13 protein-coding genes and 1 pseudogene are annotated in these 18,212 nt (G+C 41.8%); 6 read left to right on the top strand and 8 right to left on the bottom strand.

Features of this window, described 5'->3' with window-relative positions:
- A pseudogene (locus QX565_RS19680) lies at positions 1–191 on the top strand (hypothetical protein); the annotation flags it as partial.
- A gap of 514 nt (positions 192–705) precedes the next feature.
- On the opposite strand, the gene QX565_RS19675 reads toward QX565_RS19680, so the two are convergent.
- From QX565_RS19675 to QX565_RS19645, 7 genes are all read right to left on the bottom strand, one after another.
- Positions 706–1,986 carry a hypothetical protein gene (locus QX565_RS19675; protein WP_289294059.1) on the bottom strand — a complete coding sequence of 427 codons (1,281 nt, stop codon included), beginning with the start codon at positions 1,984–1,986 and terminating at the stop codon, positions 706–708.
- Complete coding sequence (locus QX565_RS19670) at positions 1,983–5,111, bottom strand: DUF4906 domain-containing protein (RefSeq protein WP_221649643.1); 3,129 nt, start codon at positions 5,109–5,111, stop codon at positions 1,983–1,985. Before QX565_RS19670 ends, QX565_RS19675 begins: the two co-directional genes overlap by 4 nt.
- 18 nt (positions 5,112–5,129) lie before the next feature.
- Complete coding sequence (locus QX565_RS19665; RefSeq protein WP_221649644.1) at positions 5,130–6,281, bottom strand: hypothetical protein; 1,152 nt, start codon at positions 6,279–6,281, stop codon at positions 5,130–5,132.
- A 26-nt stretch (positions 6,282–6,307) separates the two neighbouring features.
- A complete protein-coding gene (locus QX565_RS19660) occupies positions 6,308–7,381 on the bottom strand; it encodes a FimB/Mfa2 family fimbrial subunit (RefSeq protein WP_289294058.1) in 1,074 nt (357 codons plus the stop codon).
- Positions 7,382–7,617: 236 nt separating this feature from the next.
- Positions 7,618–9,291 (bottom strand): Mfa1 family fimbria major subunit, encoded by a 1,674-nt coding sequence (locus QX565_RS19655; RefSeq protein ID WP_221649646.1) that lies wholly within the window; start codon positions 9,289–9,291, stop codon positions 7,618–7,620.
- A gap of 32 nt (positions 9,292–9,323) precedes the next feature.
- Complete coding sequence (locus QX565_RS19650; RefSeq protein ID WP_289294056.1) at positions 9,324–10,754, bottom strand: DUF3868 domain-containing protein; 1,431 nt, start codon at positions 10,752–10,754, stop codon at positions 9,324–9,326.
- A gap of 12 nt (positions 10,755–10,766) precedes the next feature.
- On the bottom strand, positions 10,767–11,351 hold the full coding sequence (locus QX565_RS19645) for a DUF3575 domain-containing protein (RefSeq protein WP_221649648.1): 585 nt from the start codon (positions 11,349–11,351) through the stop codon (positions 10,767–10,769).
- A gap of 868 nt (positions 11,352–12,219) precedes the next feature.
- Between QX565_RS19645 and QX565_RS19640 the strand changes: the two genes are divergently transcribed.
- A complete protein-coding gene (locus QX565_RS19640) occupies positions 12,220–13,065 on the top strand; it encodes a helix-turn-helix domain-containing protein (RefSeq protein ID WP_289294053.1) in 846 nt (281 codons plus the stop codon).
- A 1,006-nt stretch (positions 13,066–14,071) separates the two neighbouring features.
- Complete coding sequence (locus QX565_RS19635) at positions 14,072–14,491, top strand: DUF3836 domain-containing protein (RefSeq protein WP_289294051.1); 420 nt, start codon at positions 14,072–14,074, stop codon at positions 14,489–14,491.
- Between the two features lie 85 nt (positions 14,492–14,576).
- On the opposite strand, the gene QX565_RS19630 is transcribed toward QX565_RS19635, so the two are convergent.
- Positions 14,577–15,068: a DUF3836 domain-containing protein gene (locus QX565_RS19630; RefSeq protein ID WP_289294050.1), complete on the bottom strand. Its 492-nt coding sequence runs from the start codon at positions 15,066–15,068 to the stop codon at positions 14,577–14,579.
- A 324-nt stretch (positions 15,069–15,392) separates the two neighbouring features.
- On the opposite strand from QX565_RS19630, the gene QX565_RS19625 reads away from it, so the two are divergent.
- From QX565_RS19625 to creD, 3 genes are all read left to right on the top strand, one after another.
- On the top strand, positions 15,393–15,977 hold the full coding sequence (locus tag QX565_RS19625; protein ID WP_007483031.1) for a hypothetical protein: 585 nt from the start codon (positions 15,393–15,395) through the stop codon (positions 15,975–15,977).
- Positions 15,978–15,980: 3 nt separating this feature from the next.
- Positions 15,981–16,277, top strand: coding sequence for a winged helix-turn-helix domain-containing protein (locus tag QX565_RS19620; protein WP_002558440.1), 297 nt, complete (start codon positions 15,981–15,983; stop codon positions 16,275–16,277).
- 143 nt (positions 16,278–16,420) lie between these two features.
- On the top strand, positions 16,421–17,773 hold the full coding sequence (gene creD, locus QX565_RS19615; RefSeq protein WP_221649656.1) for a cell envelope integrity protein CreD: 1,353 nt from the start codon (positions 16,421–16,423) through the stop codon (positions 17,771–17,773).
- Positions 17,774–18,212 lie beyond the last annotated feature (439 nt).

Genomic DNA, 18,212 nt, shown 5'->3' with positions numbered 1-18,212 from the left:
GGCATAGTTTTAATGGTTTCAGGATACCGGATTACTGGGGAGGCGTTCCCTTCGGGTACACGTTTTTCATGTCGAAGAGAGAATTTATAGGGTGTTATAGAAATTCGGCAGTGATACTTGGGGCGGATCAGGTAAAGAGAGTTAAGATTACAGCACAACCGGAGAAGGTAGTGATGAGATTGATATTTTAAAGCAAAAGAGAAGATAGTTAGGGAGCTGTCTTCTCTGCTTTTTATTTCTGTTAGTACACAAAATTACCTCAGAAGTGCGATTCTACTTGTACCTTTTCAAAATAAATATATATCGTAGTGCATTGATATTCATTTACATAATAAATACGAATACAATTGAGTAACAGAATAGCAACAATAATAAATCTTATATGCAACTTATTCGTCACTTGTCAAGAATAAAGTAAGGAATTGATTTGTATTGTATACAATAATAAAAAAGGGAAAATTCATGCAACGAAAATAAAAAAGGGAGAGATTCTTGTGTTTCTTCAAATCGGTGACCATAGGCAGATGAAAATATAGATTACACAATATTTAGCCACTCGTTGGGTATGGTGTAAAAAAGAAACAGATTTACGGGTGTGCCGTGAACCTATTCGTATAATATAGTATAATTTTAATCTGTCTTTTTCATTTGTTACACCAGTTCAGTGCCGTTCGTGTAGAATTGGAATATTCAGATTGAATGTGTTCAGTTTATTATAGAGGATTGATTTACTTGTTCCTGCTGTTTACGGTGTTCTATAAGTTCAGGGAAATGGCGTTTGATAAATTGTCCCAGTGAGCAGTCGTTCAGTCCGAAACGGCGGGCAATGGATTTCAAGGATTCCGAGGTCGTTTCATATACGTGTATGGCTTCCTTGTATTTCTCCATGCTTTTAGGCGATACCATTTTGCCCTTCTCCGTTTTTTTCATTCCCAGACAGGCGTGCAATTCCGGTTCGTGCTCTTTCAGGTATTGCCTGAAGCATTCAGGGTGCAGGCCAAACTCAGCCGCAACCTTTGCTGTAGTAAGTCCGCCTTCTTTCAGCCGGGCGATGGCATCCGCGTATTTGGCAGTGGTGGCCGGGTTGTATCTCCGTACTGACGACCAGTCCACGGGCTTGCCTTCCTCGTAAGGGATCCCTTTCCGCTCACAAACCAAGTCCTTGTGCCAGGTTTGTAGGTAGTCGTAGAAACCTCTTATCGATACGCCGGTCTGCTTGGCTATTTTCCGGGCGGATAGCGGCGTAGTGCGGTATAAGTGCAGGGCCTCCGCATACATTGCCACCGTTTCTGGCTTCGGAGCATGCAAGGTACCTCGTCCCGTTATCTTACTTTTACATTGCTGTCTTATAGCTTGTTCGCGTATTTTGATGCGATTCCCGACCAACTCCTTGTGATAGAATATCAGGTGTTGTTCCAATCCGGTGTAGGAGACATTGCAACGATTGGCGGCATCTTGTACCGTGATATAATGGTCGGCACGTAGAAGTTTCACCGCCTCTGCATACTGTTCCTTACACCACGAACGTGTGCCACGGGGAAGGCCAACGTCCAGCCCCAACTGTTGCCGTGCCCGCTCCCGAAATTCCAGTACTTCAGGATAATGTGTGCGTAACTGTCTGCTGAGATTCGTACCAGTCAATCCAAATTCACGGGCTATCTGCGATACGTTGTACTCTATATAGTCCATGCTGTCACACGCCGCGATAGCTTCCTTGTATTTGGCATGGGTTTCGGGATGCTGCCCGCGCCGCTGGTTCATCTTGATATCGCCTGCTTCCTCCGGACTGCACTTGATACCATTGCGTTCCAGCATCAAATGACGATGGTAGGTATTGACATAACGGGAAAATCCGTTGAGAGAAACCCCACACTGCCGGCATATCTCGGCAGTGGAGAGGTTGGTGGTGGAGTACAGTTCCAGAGCCGGACGGTATTTCGCTTCCGTCTCCGCTTTGCATTCTCTTATTCGGTTACATTTGTTCATTGGGTTACATCTTCTACGCACCTGATAAAGCAAGCAGAGCCGTTTTCACCTTGCAATGGTTCATTTCCACCCAAACTAAAATCGAGGGTGAAATAGTTAACATCAAGATAGCATTGATCGTTAGTTAACTTTTCACACCAGTAAACCGCACCTGGCCTCATATACACGTTCTCGAACATCGGTCTGTACGCGAGTGTCGACCATGCATCACTATACGTTGAATACCTCTTGCTTCGCCATGCGTATTGCAATGCACCAGGAAGACTAATTCCAGAGCTATACCACGACTTTTCTGTTCTACGTCTGCCATACCCGGAGGCACCTATCGGAAAGAACAGATTGTTTCCATTGACTTTATTGTACACGAAGCATCCGCGCATTCCATAGCTTGTGTTTTCACCTCTATAATAGCCGTATACCTCCTCAACTTTTTCCAATGTTTCTGTTGCACCATCGCCATAGAGTACCCCATAGCCAAATTCCCGGTCTGCACCATCACGCAAATTTTTATAATCAGCTACATTTGCCACACGAACGCTAACTTTAGGTCCGTTCGGATTGGTTACATCTGCCACTTGTATATTCTTGTCTGAAAAACCTGGAGCATTTGTAGCGGTGTTCGCGAGAATGTCGCTCCATGATTTAGCCCCATCTCCGGCCAAACGAAGTGTGTTAGAGCCCACCGGTACCTGAAAGCCGTAAGTCTTATTGTTTTCGGCAAGAATGGCATCCGTCAAGTTTCCGTATTTGAAAAGCGAGCCCTCTTCTAATGGCGATTTGGTTTCTTCTGTGCCGCTATACAAGTTGAAGGTGTGCCATTTTATGTTTTGATCATTCAGTGCAATCGGAGCATAGCCCTGACGAATGAATATGCGGTGATGGCACGTGTAATTGTTATATTCAACCAATACAATGGCAGAACGAACCTCTTCAGGATTTGTACATTTCCCATTGAACTCAATATAGAAGTCCATCGGCGAATCGATAGTCCCGTGCACGTATCCATCGCCACTGGCTCCCTTGAGACGGATCATGTTATTGTTATCGATTTCGACCTTTGCCCGCCAAGGACCTTTAGAGTCGTATGTCTCAAATTTATCAGCACCTTCGTGAGGGAGAATCTTCATTACCACATGAAAACTTTCAGCATTGTCCCAACTCCGCCACACGCCTTTGGGGTTTACACACCGACGTACTTGGATGATTGAAATGGTATCTATCAAATTTTTGCCATCCTTGTCCTTAAGTATCTGCCCGGTAGTTTTATCCAACAACTTCATTTGTAACTTCGCTTCGCGAGGATATGCCACATAGACATTGTTCCCCGTATAGCCACTTGTCGGAATCATCTGTTTTGGACGTGTATAGAACGGCATTTTCAGATGTAAACCGCCATTGCTGCCTTCCACCAGTTCGACGGAATAGTTGCCATGATCACCGACTGTCAGATTATCAAACGTCCGTGTTTCGTTTTCTGGCTTACTTTTCCATTCTTCTTTATTCCAATCCTTATTGTTTTTATAATGCTTATCATCTCCGATTATCTTTCGATTATCCTTCGCAAGCGACAGGAAACCGTGCCATACAGCCGTACGCACGTGCCCCTGAGGATAGACCTTCGACGTATCGGCATACTGATAAGTGTCGCCTTCTTCCAAGGTAGGCCACCAGTGATTTTCGATTACACGCACCTCAAGTTTTACATTCTCCAAACTGCTTCCTCTGAGTTTAATGGGAATGGTTGCTTCCTGATTGTACAGATAGGAAATGTAGTACGGATTAGGCACAATAAGTTCCTTGTCCTCCACGAATTCTATGTGCCAGTCGACATCGTTGGCATAGCGGTTGAAGTTAAGCGTCAACTTGTAGTGGCAGTTGCGTCTGGCATTGTAATCTTTATAAATGTCCTGCCCGAGCATGAAACGGTAGATAATCTTACCCTCGCCGGGACGATCGCTCAAGCGCGCATCGTAATATGCCTCCACCTCTATGTAAGTTCCGAACTCCACTCCGTCCTTCGAACAATAAGTCTTATCATTTGGCAGCCCGGGGGCATCGAGCACTCCATTGTTATCACTATCCTGCCGTTTGTCCTTAATTCCGGGCTTCGTATCTTCATTACCCTGCAGGTTTTCATAAAAATACAAAGCAGGAGTATTTTCCGTATGGAAATCTTTTACCGATGGCGACTCGGAAACTGTCTGCTCAGGTGCTGAAAGGCCATAGACGGGTTTGCCTCGTGAAACGAACGGCCAAGATTCAAACTCGTCGTTGTCGGGATCGTCTGGTCTGCCGTTATAATAATAAATTTCTCCGTCTTCATGCAGTTCTTCTGCAAGTGTTTTGCCGTTCGGTTCCCAAGCTGTTCCTGGTTTATAGCCGGGCGTATTGTCGCGGCCCAGATAGCAAGTCTTAGGTATGTGCTTTATCGTTATCGATTTAAAATGTATTCGGATGCCATCATTCAGTTTGGAGGCATCGAATGCCACGGTCACTTTGGAAGCCACCCGGCGTAGCCACGCGTGGAGTTTTACGCTTTTTTCATTTACTACAAAAGACTCGTCATCCGCTGACAGAGCGGGAACGGAGCTTTTCGTGAAGAAGCCTATCATTTGGCCATTGTTAGCCACGTTTTCGGAATCCCATACGAGGGGAATATTCTTGAGTCCGTCAACTGTTTTTATAGCGTCAGAATAAGCCGTAAGCAGGTCGGGAATATTCGCCACGGCATACATATAATATTTGCCGAAGCTGATTTCCTCCGGCAGCTTGAAAGTGGCGCGTTTGGTGGTTGTTTCCGCTGTATGGTGTTCGCCATTTGGATTTGCTTCCGCATCATTATCCGTACGGTTTTCATCGGACACGGAATATTCCTCTATCTTCCATTTATTTTTTAAATTCTTGTCTTTATCATACAACAAAACATGTAAACTACAAATATCCTTCAGTGCGTTTCCAGCAGCCCGTGTCCGGCTCAGTGCCGAGGACATGGGTTTGAAGTCCAAAGTGGCGGATATACTTGCCTTGCCTTCACCTATGATTTCTTCTTTCATAAATTCATCATAGCAACCTGTGACGGTTGCTATCGTCAGGAAGAGAATGATATGTCGTACAAAATGCTTCATATACACTTATTTATTGTTTTATAATCCGAATTCCGGCTCAAGGTTTACCTCGCTATATGGAATCACATCCACTACGATTTCGTTGCTATTATACATGGTTATGTTCACCACAAAATGGGTGTTACGGAAAAGTGTCTCCAAGTTATCGAGTTTGCGAACGAAAGGTTCATCCCTTCCGGCTATATTGATTTTCAGGGTGTACTCCTGCTCGCCGTCTGTTGTTGCTCCCACTTTGAGATTTTTGCTTTCGGGCAGGTAGAAAACGGGAACATCACTTGCCGTGCCCGGTTTTGACTTATCCGGGTAATCTATGTCAACTGTCGGTTTTCCAACTGTAACCTTTCCATGGATATAGGTGGTTGTTTCAGTTCGTTCTGGTAATTCGTAGTCCGTCAGCCAACCAAACTTGTTTGTGGCTTCATTGCTATTTTCGTTAGAAGCATCGGAAACCGCCTTCAGCCAATCTATCCAAGTGGAGTATTCGTTGTTATAAGGGTAGTTGTTGACATGCGCCATCAAGAAGTTTTTATCTGCATGGCTCTCTATGGAGAAGTTGTTCACAGTTACTTCCTCTCCACGCCAGTTCATAAAGTTTACGGTGAACTTGGTGGCGACACGCACTACGTAGAATGTCTCCTCTACAACTCCTTTTTCAGGGAAATCTATCTCGTACATGGAAGACATTGGGATGGGTTTTCCGCCCGAATAGTCAGGGGCGAAATATAGGTTGCTCACTGCGGCTTCAAAGCCGGGCATTCCTTCTGTATAATTGTTGAAGAAAGCGGTCAGCGTACTGTTTACACCTGCTACGCCCTCCATTGCGGACACGCTCTCTTCGTTGGCGAAGAGGTATATCTTTTTCTTTTCGTTGGGAGTTACTTTGAGCAGGATGAATTTCTGTACTTGCGAACCCTCCAATGCATAGTATCGGTTGTGTTCCACTGTTCCGTTTTCATGCAGGACTATGACACGCACGTTGTGCATCTTCTCATTGTCGGGCAACGTTGCTGTTCCCGCCCTCGTCAGTCCGATCGGCTCTATATTCAAATACAGGGTAGCTTCCGAAATCTCCTCAAGCAAGGATTCTTCCTGACTGCTGCACGCCACCATAAGCGGCAGTGTCAGTGCCGCCAGACAGATTACAATGCTATGTATAATGATCGGTTTCATCAGTCAAATCCTTCTTTTTTTAATAATCAATCGATATCCACGTTACTCAATACCACACGCCATGACAGAATCTGAATAACGCTGCTTACCCAGTTGTTATCCTCATCGAGAAAGAGAGTCATCACGCACTCGTCCAGACGGTCGAGGAACTCCCTCTCGCCCATCGGATAACGGTATTCCTCCTCGTAGTACTCTTTTCCCATTAAAGCGTAGTCTATCACCGGGATACGGGCCACCTTCTTGCCGTCCTTGGTGTCAATGGCAAGTATCATTTTCTCGCGATGTGTCTCTATCAGACGGCCAACAGTGAAGTCGGCTGCGAGTCCTTTCACATTACTGATGGCACGGGTACCTTCCTTGTCGATGCCGGCCTCGGTACTTAGTATATCCCAAGGGCGGTAGTTGATATTCTCGTCGGTCATCAACTCATTGTCGTGTGCCATAAGACCATTTTCATCATCGATACGGAAGATGAAGTCAGCCTCGTTTACATCCTCTCCCGACAGGTGGTGCAAGATAACACGAATGTGATTGGTGTTCTTTATCAAAGGCATGGTGTATTCATAGCTACCGCCATCATCGTTAACAGGCAGCGAGACATCCAGCATACCGTGGAAAAGGCGATACAAGTGTTCCTCACTGTATGCGCCCAACTCATCATGCTGGCGGTTAAGCGCACACTTCAACTGCTCCATACGGGTTTCTCCCACACGGGCTTTGGGTACAGAGAATGATTCGTCATGCTCACCGTCGTTTTGAAGTCCGCACCAGGCAAGCAGCTTATAGTCACCAGCAGGCAGATCGAACAGCATCGAATAGTTTTCTGCCATAGCCGGATCAATCTGTTCCTCACGTTGCCATACCAATACGCCGGAAGGGTCAAAAGCATATAGATGAACGGATGAAACCTCGTTGGCGAAAGCATCTGCCCATTTCAAGTTCTTGTCATAGCGGAACTTGAGGCGATATGATACGGAACAATCACCCTCGTAATCATAGATGACACTGTCGCATGACACAAAAGCGATAAACGGCAATACTGCCATCGCCGTCATCAACACACACAATGCCTTTCTCTTTATATAAGTCTTTATTTTCATGCCGTTTATATTCCTATATTTGTTTTATATATGTCGGTTGCGGGTTTTATCCCGCAAAGAATTTCCTTAACAAGTGGGAGTGTCTCTTTATGGGACTCCATGGTTGCGTATCTCTCTTTGCACCGATACGCGGGTGCTTCCGTTTTCATCTGAGGGGGAAAAGGTTTGAAAGGTGGGGAGATATATCATCCCCTCGGGTCTCTCCCCACCTTTTTCTATTTATTGTATTTTCAGTATTACCACTCCAAATCGATGTCCTGGTTTACAACACGCCATGAGAGAATCCGGATCTCGGCAGCGATAAAGGTATCGTCATCTTCCGGCTCTTCAGGATAGATAACTTCCCCTGGGTCGTAAACCGGAGTTCCCAGACCGGTAAGCGTTTTGATATTGGCTGCATAAATGTGGTTACGTACCACACCCTTTTTACCTTTGACGTTGACATCTGTTGAGGAACCGTTCAGGTGCTGTATATCAAAGTAATAATAGGTGTAACCTTCTTTCCAGACTTTGGCACCGCCAAGACTTTCCAATACTTCGTTTGCATCTACAGCAGTTGCATCAGCCGAGCTGGAGCTGTACCATGTCTTTTTAGCAGCATCAACGGTCAATTGAGCATATACCTTGTAGCGACCCGGTGTGCTCTGATCTGCCTCTCCGGCTGTAGTAGCTGTTTTCAGTTCTATGTCAGTGACATCAATCCCCATCTTTCCGGTTCCTTCTGCATTGTCTTTCCAGAGGCCTGAAGCTGCCGCATATTTCGCTATCAAACCGTCAATGGTAGTTCTTTCACCTGCATATTCTGCAAACTCTATCGGGGTGGTACCGTCTGCTTTAACAAGCTGGGCGGCGATAATCACCTGTGAGGGTTTGGTAGGGTCTGTTCCGTTTGTATAGTCATCGGAAGCGTTCTCCTGCAGATATGTGTAATTTGTTTTTGGGCTTCCTTCTGTGCCGGCATCGAAAGCCGTGATGGCATTGGCTGCGGTTGTACTATTTGCGGTGTTGAACGGGCCATAGTTGTAGATCATTGTTCCCGGATTCACTGCCCAGAAAGAGCGGTAGTAGTCTGCCGTATTCCAAAGAAGTGTTGAACCGAACAGAGCCGAAGTCCACTGAGGATTGATTTCCTTCATCAGGCGTGAAGTTCCAGCAGTTGCGGTTACGTTCCATCCTAAGAATTTAACGTAGATTTCCTCGTTGTCGAATTTCTCTGAACCATCGGCAGATGTTTTGTAAACACCGTTAGCGTTAGCTGTAAGACCGACAGTTAGACGGGCTTTTGCCAACACGCGCTCCACATGGATGATCACAGGGTCTGCTTTTGCAGCTTCTGCTGTGGAGTACAAGTGTCCGGCTACATTCACGGCTTCCATCTTTGTGGTTCCATTGGTATAAACGGAACTGCTCATGATAAATGAAGTTGTGCTGCTGTGGTCAGCAATTACCTCGTTAAGTTTGGTGATGCTTTCTACTGCTCCAAGATCTACTTTCGGATTGACTACAGCCACGATAGAAGTAGGAACCTTGTCTTTCGCCGGAGTCTGAATCACCAGAGTAGCCGAGAGGATTTTCTCCACATTATTCATGTTCTTTCCATCATCCGTCGTATTTTCTACGTCGTAGTATGTGCCGCCGCTTTCCCCTTTTACTTGTGCCGCATTGTCGTCTGCGTCGAAAAAGTAGAAGCGCACTTTTGACACTGTGTTTTCTTTACCCTTACCTTCTTCGTAATTTCCTTCTAAGTCGGTAGCGCGTGTCAAAGTGCTTGTGGCATTGACACTTACGGTTAGGAACTGCGGCTCCCCATTGTTACCGTTGTCGGTACCGGAGGTGATGTCTTCCTCGCTGGAACAGCCAACGAACGCCAGTCCGGCGACCATTGACAAGAATAGAGTTCTAATTCTCATGTTGTTAAAAATTAAAAGTTATTAATAGGTTTTTATCTCTTTTGTCTTTCATTCAATTCATTCAGTGTGGTGGCTGCCTGTTCCAGCCCCATGTCCCTCGCCGTCTCCAGGTATCGCCTCGCCGTTTCGTAATCCTCTTTACGGATGGCAAGCGCAGCGCGGGCATATACGGCTTCGGGGATATCGCCAGTCTTCTCTAAGTATTGCTCCGCACGGACATAATCGTCTCGCCGTATGGCAGCATTGGCGGCATTGAGGTTGGCAATGGTGTCATTCGGGAAGATACGCACGGCGGTCTCAAACACATCAGTAAACTCCACTGTGCCCGGTTCATACTTTCCAGCAACGAGGTAGAACTCGTTGAGACTCAGCTTCTGCGGCTGTTCCGCCATGATGCGCTTTATCTCCTCAGCCTCGCTGAACTTACGGATGTTGTAGTCGATGCGGTAGTCCGTATGGCGCAACGCAGGATAGAAATTCTGCAGCATGAAGCGGTATTCTTCCGGATAAGTGCGCTTGATTTTTGTTTCTTTGGCATCCGGTTCCATATCGCTATCTATCATAGTCAGAATCTTCTCACGGTGATTGATGTTCGATTGTTCCACGTAACGGCGTAATCCTTCCCAGTCCTCAGGTTCGTAATCGGTTTGGATAATGCTGTCTGCAAAGTGGTACAGCTGCTCGATGTGTTTTTTAAGTGTTGCTGTACGCCCGATGGCAAGCTCCGTATTGTGTTTGTAGGGACTTTCGGGAGAAGCAAAACCTTTGAGCCAGACAGAGGTGATGGTAACATCCTTGTCGTTACGTACGGAGTCGATAGTCGCCTGTATCTTGCCCAGTTCAACCGTGTTGCGACGGTAATCGGGATAAATCACCGTCTGGTCAACCGGGAAGTCGATGTATGCAGAGCCGGACAATGAACGGCTTTTCATGATTTCCGCTTTGGGCTGCACAAATACCAGTTCCGGGAAGAAAGCCTCACGATGGCGGCCTACTATGCCTTCGTATTCCGCTAATATCTCGTGGCAACAGCCCCAATCGCTACGGTGGAACTTAAGCGTTGCCCCGTCCATCCAGCCTTCGTACTCAGAGAGATTATTGTATGCCACGTTGTCTGGTTTGTCCGATACGCGATAAACCGTTTCATTTTCCCCCGAGATACTGCCTATTCCGTTTCGCACATAATAGTAATATCGCCTGCGCCCGTAAATTCCTACCGAGGGTAGGTCGAGCGAATCCGTTCCGTTGACCAGACGCGGCGTGAGCAGTACGGCACGGTTTGCCTCCACATTGAGTTTGTTTAGATCCAGATTCATCTCCACGGTAAGGTATTTTCCCTCACGATTCATGTTGAAATTTTCAATGGAAACACCGGGTGTGATGTCTCTAGTACTTTGTGCCATAGTTTTCAACATATTTCCTATGCCCAGTAGGATTGCCAGTATGAATATCGTCCTTTTCATGTTCGTTGCAATTTAAAATAGATAAACCAAGTTAATGGCTGCTTTCGTAGGCCCCATGTAATGATGTGGTTTGTTTGTTTCTACCTTTTTCCCACATCCTGAACATCGGAACTTATCATAACGGGTATAGGAATAACCGAAACCGATTTCCGCCTCCAAGTTCCAATGGTGACCGAGAATCCATGCATAGCCATATGCTATGCCGGTCCCCACGAACCAGCCTTGATAACGGGTATCTTTCAGTTTCCGAGCATCAGTACCCAGGAATTTAACTTTCCCGTCTATTCCGCCGATGTTGTATTGACCGCCATGCAGGTGAAATCCAAAAAAATGCGCACCAAAACGGTCGCATAGCCAATAGCGCACTTCGGGTTGTACAGTCCAGTGCTTCCAACGCCTATTATGCGACAGATCCCAGGCATTGAACTGCCCGGTAACATCCAATGTCCACTTGGGGGCCAGCCCCAACTCTATGCCCGCATTTATACTTGATGTTAAATCATATAACAAATTACTTTTAACAGCAATTGTCTGACTTTTCATTTCCAAGCAGAAACATAAAGCAAAAAGTAAAACTATATGGTATTTAAATTTCATATTACTACTACTTTTATTAAATTCATAAAACAAATGCAATAATTATCCCATTTTTGGGGGATAACTCCTTACATTGTCGATATTTTTCATGCAAAATTTCGCAATAATTTTGTATGGAAATTTGTATGAGCACAAAATATACATGAGTAAGTGAGAAAACAACGCTTTTAACTGGACAGCAGAATGTTCATAAACTACAAAACCACCTCTAACAAAAGAAATACAAATGTCGCTTACATTTGTCCTCTCCAATATCTTTATATAATTCATTATCATTACCATGTTCATTACTTTGTATTCTTTATTACCATTCTAAGATTAAAAAGCTCATATATTTTCATATATAATATCTATGAAACAGGTAAAAACATTCAATAGTTGTTCCGAATATATTTTAGATCACATTCTTATTCTTCAATGATTATCTTAAAATCCTTACAAGAATAAGAAAAGAATAAAAGAACTATAATATAGCCTCCCCAATAATATAATTTTATATTATATTGTTTTTTTATATATTTTGATGCAAAGTTAATTTGGATTATTGTTAATATCAATATCTATTTTTTATTTTTTTATCCTATTTTTAATTTTAAGTGTAAAATATAATATTAAATTATCATACAGCCAAATACCATTAAAAAAACATACGCATTTATCATAGTAACTTATGCGTATTACTTAAATATCAACCCCAATACCATTCTTAAAATCATCAGCAAGCATCAGTTGCTATCTATCTATACTTCTTATTCTATTTTATAATATACTAAAATGAACTAAGAAAACACGATGTAATGTATATAAAAATGACTCTAAATATCACTTTTTATTTTTAATGTTTATATTTGTACCAAAAGTCTAAAACATGAAGAATGAAATTCTAAAAATAGATTTATCTAATGACTGGATTGTACACACCAACATTAATCAGGAGTTATTAAAAAAATATTTAAAGTATCCAGTACGTTTAAAATGCGAAATACTACTTCTATGCATGGGAGGAGAAGTAGAGGCCACAATCAATACAAACTTAATAACAGCAAGGCCTAATGATCTGGTAATACTTACTCCGGGAAGCGTATTGCAAATCCACAGAATAGAAACGAATTCGGAATTCCATATTCTGGGATTCTCTCAACAGTACATGGAACATCATAACTCGGACAATATAATACCTGAAACGTTATATGCAGCATTAGGAAAAGCCAAACTGACTTTAAAACAGGCAGAAGCAAAAATGATAAAAACTCATTTCATTTTCTTGCAACAACTATATTCATCTATGGATGAAGAAACCAGAAGAAGGGTTACATACAATATTTATCTGAATGCACATACAGGTATATCCATATTATACAAACACAGGGAAGCTGACACCTTTTCTCTTTCGAAAAATGAACAATTATGCCGAACTTTCGCACAGCTAGTATTTCACCATTACATACAAAATAAAAGAGTAGCCTGGTACGCTGAGAAATTGGGAGTTACTCAAGTATATTTATGCACAATAGTAAAACAAGTTACAGGAAAAACATGCACAGACTTCATTTCATACATGGTAATTATGGATGCAAAATCCCAACTAAAACTCTCAAAACTTTCTATACAACAGATTTCCGATTCACTGAACTTTCCTAATATTTCTTTTTTCAGTAGATATTTTAAACGATACACAGGAATGACTCCGTTAGAGTACCGGAATAAAGGATAAAAAGGAGAAACGTTAACATTAATCACATAATAAACAAAAGAGGTGATTTCACCATTAGAAAACAGGCAGAAGTTTTGACCGGAAGAGATAGCAGTTATCAAAATTGTCACAATAGTCAAGGACCTGCTCAATCCATTCTGATGGAACATTAGTAGCCCACTTATCCGTAACTGCCGCCTACAAAGATAAAGTTGCCTTCACCCAGGTTCACTTTCAGTTCCTTCAGTTCCAGACGTAAGGGAGGAAGAGGACGGTTACGTTTCATAAAACAATAAGAACAGGAGTGTTCGCACATTACGCTTTTTAAAGAAAACACTCATTTCAATACACTCATTGGATTCTAGTAATGCACTTTTATTGTGCTCTTATTTAATTGTATTATTAAAATAATTATATTTGTCACAAGTTTTTTGAGACTGATGAAGAACTGTAGTAAATAACAAAGAGTGTAAGTGGTTGATAATCATATATGGATGAAAATTTACGGGATTATTTTCAGATAACCACAAAGTTGCGTAAAAATCGGTGTTGAGTTGATGCAGTTGGAAGGGGTATTTGAGAGGTATGGGCATAAAAAAAGGAGCAACGCTTTGCTCCAACCTTTGTTAACCTTAAATCTAATACTATGAAAAACACGTTGCAAAGATACGGACTTTAGCGAAATCTGCAAATTATCCAAGTAAAAAAGAATGTTATTAAACATACTTTAAGAAAGAAGTTCTTTTTATTAAGACCTGATAAGGGTTTTGGAGGAATGAAGCTTTATCAGGTTATATTTATCTTCCTTTTTCCAATGTTATTTTTACGTTAACGGGCAAAATTAATCTCACTGTCCGGTTGTGAGCGGACATCTGTTCGGAAATGAACGCTATCTAAAAAGTGGTATTTGTTGATAATCAGGTTATTATATCTTTGGCACGGCTATTGACTATCTATATGCGAAGGCGGTTGATAAAAAACAGCAGTCGCAGATCCAAAGAGTAATAACAATAAAAAAATAACGATTATGAAAGCAAATGTATTTTTCAAAGCAGTGGTAATGGTAGTAGTGTTAATGGCAAGTGTAATGAGTGTTAATGCAGGTAATCCTGTTGACTATGTGAAAAATGATGAGATGAATGGTGAATTACTGGTAGCTAAGACTATCTTTAAAAATGAATCCGGTTATCTGTTCCGTCATCTTCGCTACACTTATACTTATGACAATGAAAATCGTGTAGTTTGTAAAGAAGCTGCAAAATGGGATAGCGTGAAAGAGGCTTGGACTCCTTATTTCAAACTTGATATCACTTACAATACCAATGAGGTTGAAATGAATTATGCTCTTTGGAATGCTGGAAGTCGTACTTTCGATAAGAATATGGAAAAGAGTACTTATGCACTGAATGACGGCAATACTGTTCGCCTTCTGGCCAGTACAAAATAAGATCAGCAGGTATTAAAATGGCAGGGCTGCAAGATATAAAATCTTGCAGCCCTGCTGCTTTTGTCAGAGTTATTGTAAAGAGAGATTATTTGTTGGCGAACAAAGCGTCATTTTCATGTAGAATCGTATGTTCGGTAGCCAGATTCCAGTTGTTTTCTTTTTTATTCCATTCGTAGCTCTGGTAGTTGAGTATTTGTCCGGATTCTCTGGTCTGATAGACAGCTTTCGATTTTATATCTGAGTAAGAATCCGTTTTAGCATCCCATGCTGCGTATTCGATACTATTCTCCTGAGGGTCATGTGTGAAATTCAGGCAGTATTGCTTTTCAAATACCTGCATAATCTCACTCCATTTCAATACTTCTTTTTTCGAAACGCTTCCATCAGCATTATACGTATAGTTATATTTCAGATGCGGATGCAGGTATTTACCGTTTTCTACTGTATATACGGTCTGACTTTCCACTTGTTCTCCGTTTGTTGTGGTGTTGTAAGCAAATTCGGGGAGATTGTTGCCACTTACTGTATTCAATACGGATGTCATTGCAATTACTACTGATAATACTAAAGTTTTCATACTATTACTGTTTTATGGGTTTATACTTTTATTTGTTTCTTTCGATGTTGCAAAGATAGAGGGTGGCTTAATCATAGTATGTTATTGCAACGTTATCTTTACGTTAATAAATTATCTGGCGAAAATAATGTGCCAATAAATAATGTGCCAATGTGCTAATATGCCAATGTGCCAATTGGCTGCGCTGTATTGCTGAAAGGCATTGGCATATTAGCACATTGGCACATTATTTCTGGTTTTCGACTATACTCTTTATTTTTTTCTGATATTTTTTTTGTATTCTGATAATTTCTATTTTACTTTGTAGCGCAAAGTACTTTTTATATGAATAAAGATAAAGCATTAGAATCAGTAAATGAGATAAAGGAGTTGATGGAAAAGTCCTCCAGATTTGTATCTCTCAGTGGTATGACAGCTGTTATGGCTGGGACTTATTCATTGGTTGGCGCTTATGTAGTCGCCCGGGTCTTTAAATCGGAAGCTTCTCTGGCAGAGATGATACTGGTAGCTTCGTTGGTGCTGATAGCTTCGGTTATTACGGCTTGTATACTGTCTTGCTATAAGGCGAGAAAAACCGGACAGAAGATTTTTAGTAAACTGACATACCGGACTTTATGGAACTTTTCGCTTCCCTTGCTTGTAGGGGGGCTGTTTTGTATCGCTTTGCTGTTGCATGAGAATTATGGAGTGATTTCTTCGGTCATGTTACTGTTTTACGGGCTTTCTCTGGTCAACGTCTCTAAATTTACTTATTCCAATGTAGCCTGGCTGGGATATGGGTTTCTTCTTTTAGGAGTTGTAGACTGCTTTTTCGAGGGTTATGCACTCATGTTCTGGACCATTGGGTTTGGAGGACTTCATATATTGTACGGTATATTGTTTTATTTGCAATATGAAAGGAGCAAGTAGTTGATGTTAGAAGGATTTCAGAATATAAATAAGGCGTTTGAAAGCAAAGTCCGGTTAGGTATTATGGCGGTCTTGATGGTCAATGAGGAGTCCGACTTTAATACGTTGAAAGAATTACTTTCACTGACGGACGGCAATTTGGCGAGTCATACCCGTGCGCTGGAAGAACTCGGCTATATTGTCTGTAAAAAAGCCTTTGTGGGGAGGAAAACAAAAACTTCTTTCCAGGCCACACCTCCGGGGAAGGAAGCTTTTAAAGAGCACATTGCTGCATTGGAAAGTTTATTGAAATCAACCTGAACGCTTGGCGTTACACAACTTGCTTTTTCTTTTTGGAGGAAAAAGGAGTATTATACAAAAACTAAACTAGACTTAGAAACTATTTTGCATTTTATAGAATTCAAAAAAAAGTTTCTTAATTATTTACTAAACACTATTCTACTATGGACGATTTTAATGAAAATTTGAACAAAGTGGAAAAGCCGGTGCATACAAGTAGCTCCCGGAGTTTTTCCAAAACTGTTAAAGTGCTGGTTATTGCTGCATTGGTTCTTCTTCTGTTAATACCAATGGTTATGATCGAAAGTATGATTACCGAGCGTGGACAGACGCAGGTAGATGCCATCGACGAGGTTAGTCAGAAGTGGAGTCTGGCACAGACTGTTACAGGCCCATATATTAATCTGCAATATCCGATTGTCTCTGAAGACAATGGAAAGCAGAAGATCAGTAATGGAAGTATCATGCTATTTCCTGATGAGCTGTTTATTGATGGGCAGTTGCGTACAGAAATTCTTAAAAGGGGAATTTATGAGGTGAATGTATATCAGTCGGAGCTGGTTTTTAAAGGCTTCTTTAGTTCGGAAGAACTTCGTAAAAGCGGAGTAGATATAGATGCACTTTATCTCCGGAAAGCGGCTATCTGTTTCAATCTCACCGATATGCGGGGAATCAGTGAACAGATCAGCATTACTTTGAACGATTCTGTCTACATATTTGAACCGGGTATGGATGGCAGGGGAATTAAGAATGTGGGTGTACATGCTGTGGTGGATCTTTCTGCTTTGAAAGAGAATAAAAAACTGCCCTATGAAATGAAGATTAAACTGAAAGGTTCGCAATCTATTAACTTTGCTCCACTGGGGAAAACAACGAAGATAAATCTGAAAGCTAATTGGAGTACACCAAGTTTTACCGGTAATTATCTGCCGGATAGCAGAGAAGTAACTGAGGAAGGTTTTTCTGCACACTGGCAGGTGTTGAATCTGAACCGGAATTATTCGCAGGTGATAATTGATTATCGTAATGCGGGTGTTAAGGATATCGAAAATTCTAATTTCGGAGTAAATCTGAAAGTTCCCGTCGAGCAATATCAACAATCGATGCGTTCTGCCAAATATGCTATTCTCATAATATTACTGACGTTTGCAGTGATATTCTTTACGGAGATGATGGAAAAGACACGTATCCATGTTTTGCAATACCTGTTGGTGGGATTGGCGCTTTGTTTATTCTATAGCTTGTTGTTATCTATATCCGAACATGTGGGATTCAATATGGCTTATCTGATTTCGGCAGTATTGACAATCGGCCTGGTAGGAGGTTATATGCTGGGTATTATTAAAAAGAAGAAGCCGGCATTTATTATGTCGGGACTATTAAGTGTACTGTACATTTACATATTTATTCTTATCCAGTTAGAGACTTTTGCTTTGCTTGCCGGAAGTTTGGGATTGTTTGTAATACTTGCCGCCGTAATGTATTTTTCAAAGAAGATTGACTGGTTTAATGAGTGAACAACCGGACTCTGATCATTAACATTATTAACAGTATTCCTTAACTATTATTTTTGTACTGACAAGAGTACGTACTTTTATATACTAAGAGTACGTACTTTTGCTATATAAAAGTGTACATTTAACACATACTTAAGTACGTACTTTTGCATCATAAATAATAGGTTATTTAAGTCTGTTGAAAATCAGTGTTTTATATGTTTCTTTCGTATTTAAGAATCAGGAAGTTTCAATCAAGATCATTCGTTGTAATTGTTATTATGATAACTTCGGATAGATGAGGTATAATCGTTCAGAAGTAAATTTTTAGACAGGAGAAAAAGATGTAATCTGAGGTATAGACATAAAAAAAGGAGCAACGCCTTGCTCCAACCTTTGTTAACCTTAAATCTAATACTATGAAAAACACATTGCAAAGATACGGCCTTTTGTGGTATTC

Origin of the sequence: Bacteroides sp. 41_26, assembly GCF_949740115.1 — a bacterium.
Classification (GTDB): Bacteria; Bacteroidota; Bacteroidia; order Bacteroidales; family Bacteroidaceae; genus Bacteroides; species Bacteroides nordii.
Note: the sequence above shows the minus strand (reverse complement) of the source record. Positions and strands in the feature narration are given on the sequence as shown.

Bases quoted from the DNA above. Each gene is read 5' to 3' on its own strand.
- QX565_RS19675 (WP_289294059.1), bottom strand. From the start codon at position 1,986: ATGAACAAATGTAACCGAATAAGAGAATGCAAAGCGGAGACGGAAGCG.
- QX565_RS19670 (WP_221649643.1), bottom strand. From the start codon at position 5,111: ATGAAGCATTTTGTACGACATATCATTCTCTTCCTGACGATAGCAACC.
- QX565_RS19665 (WP_221649644.1), bottom strand. From the start codon at position 6,281: ATGAAACCGATCATTATACATAGCATTGTAATCTGTCTGGCGGCACTG.
- QX565_RS19660 (WP_289294058.1), bottom strand. From the start codon at position 7,381: ATGAAAATAAAGACTTATATAAAGAGAAAGGCATTGTGTGTGTTGATG.
- QX565_RS19655 (WP_221649646.1), bottom strand. From the start codon at position 9,291: ATGAGAATTAGAACTCTATTCTTGTCAATGGTCGCCGGACTGGCGTTC.
- QX565_RS19650 (WP_289294056.1), bottom strand. From the start codon at position 10,754: ATGAAAAGGACGATATTCATACTGGCAATCCTACTGGGCATAGGAAAT.
- QX565_RS19645 (WP_221649648.1), bottom strand. From the start codon at position 11,351: ATGAAATTTAAATACCATATAGTTTTACTTTTTGCTTTATGTTTCTGC.
- QX565_RS19640 (WP_289294053.1), top strand. From the start codon at position 12,220: ATGAAGAATGAAATTCTAAAAATAGATTTATCTAATGACTGGATTGTA.
- QX565_RS19635 (WP_289294051.1), top strand. From the start codon at position 14,072: ATGAAAGCAAATGTATTTTTCAAAGCAGTGGTAATGGTAGTAGTGTTA.
- QX565_RS19630 (WP_289294050.1), bottom strand. From the start codon at position 15,068: ATGAAAACTTTAGTATTATCAGTAGTAATTGCAATGACATCCGTATTG.
- QX565_RS19625 (WP_007483031.1), top strand. From the start codon at position 15,393: ATGAATAAAGATAAAGCATTAGAATCAGTAAATGAGATAAAGGAGTTG.
- QX565_RS19620 (WP_002558440.1), top strand. From the start codon at position 15,981: ATGTTAGAAGGATTTCAGAATATAAATAAGGCGTTTGAAAGCAAAGTC.
- creD (WP_221649656.1), top strand. From the start codon at position 16,421: ATGGACGATTTTAATGAAAATTTGAACAAAGTGGAAAAGCCGGTGCAT.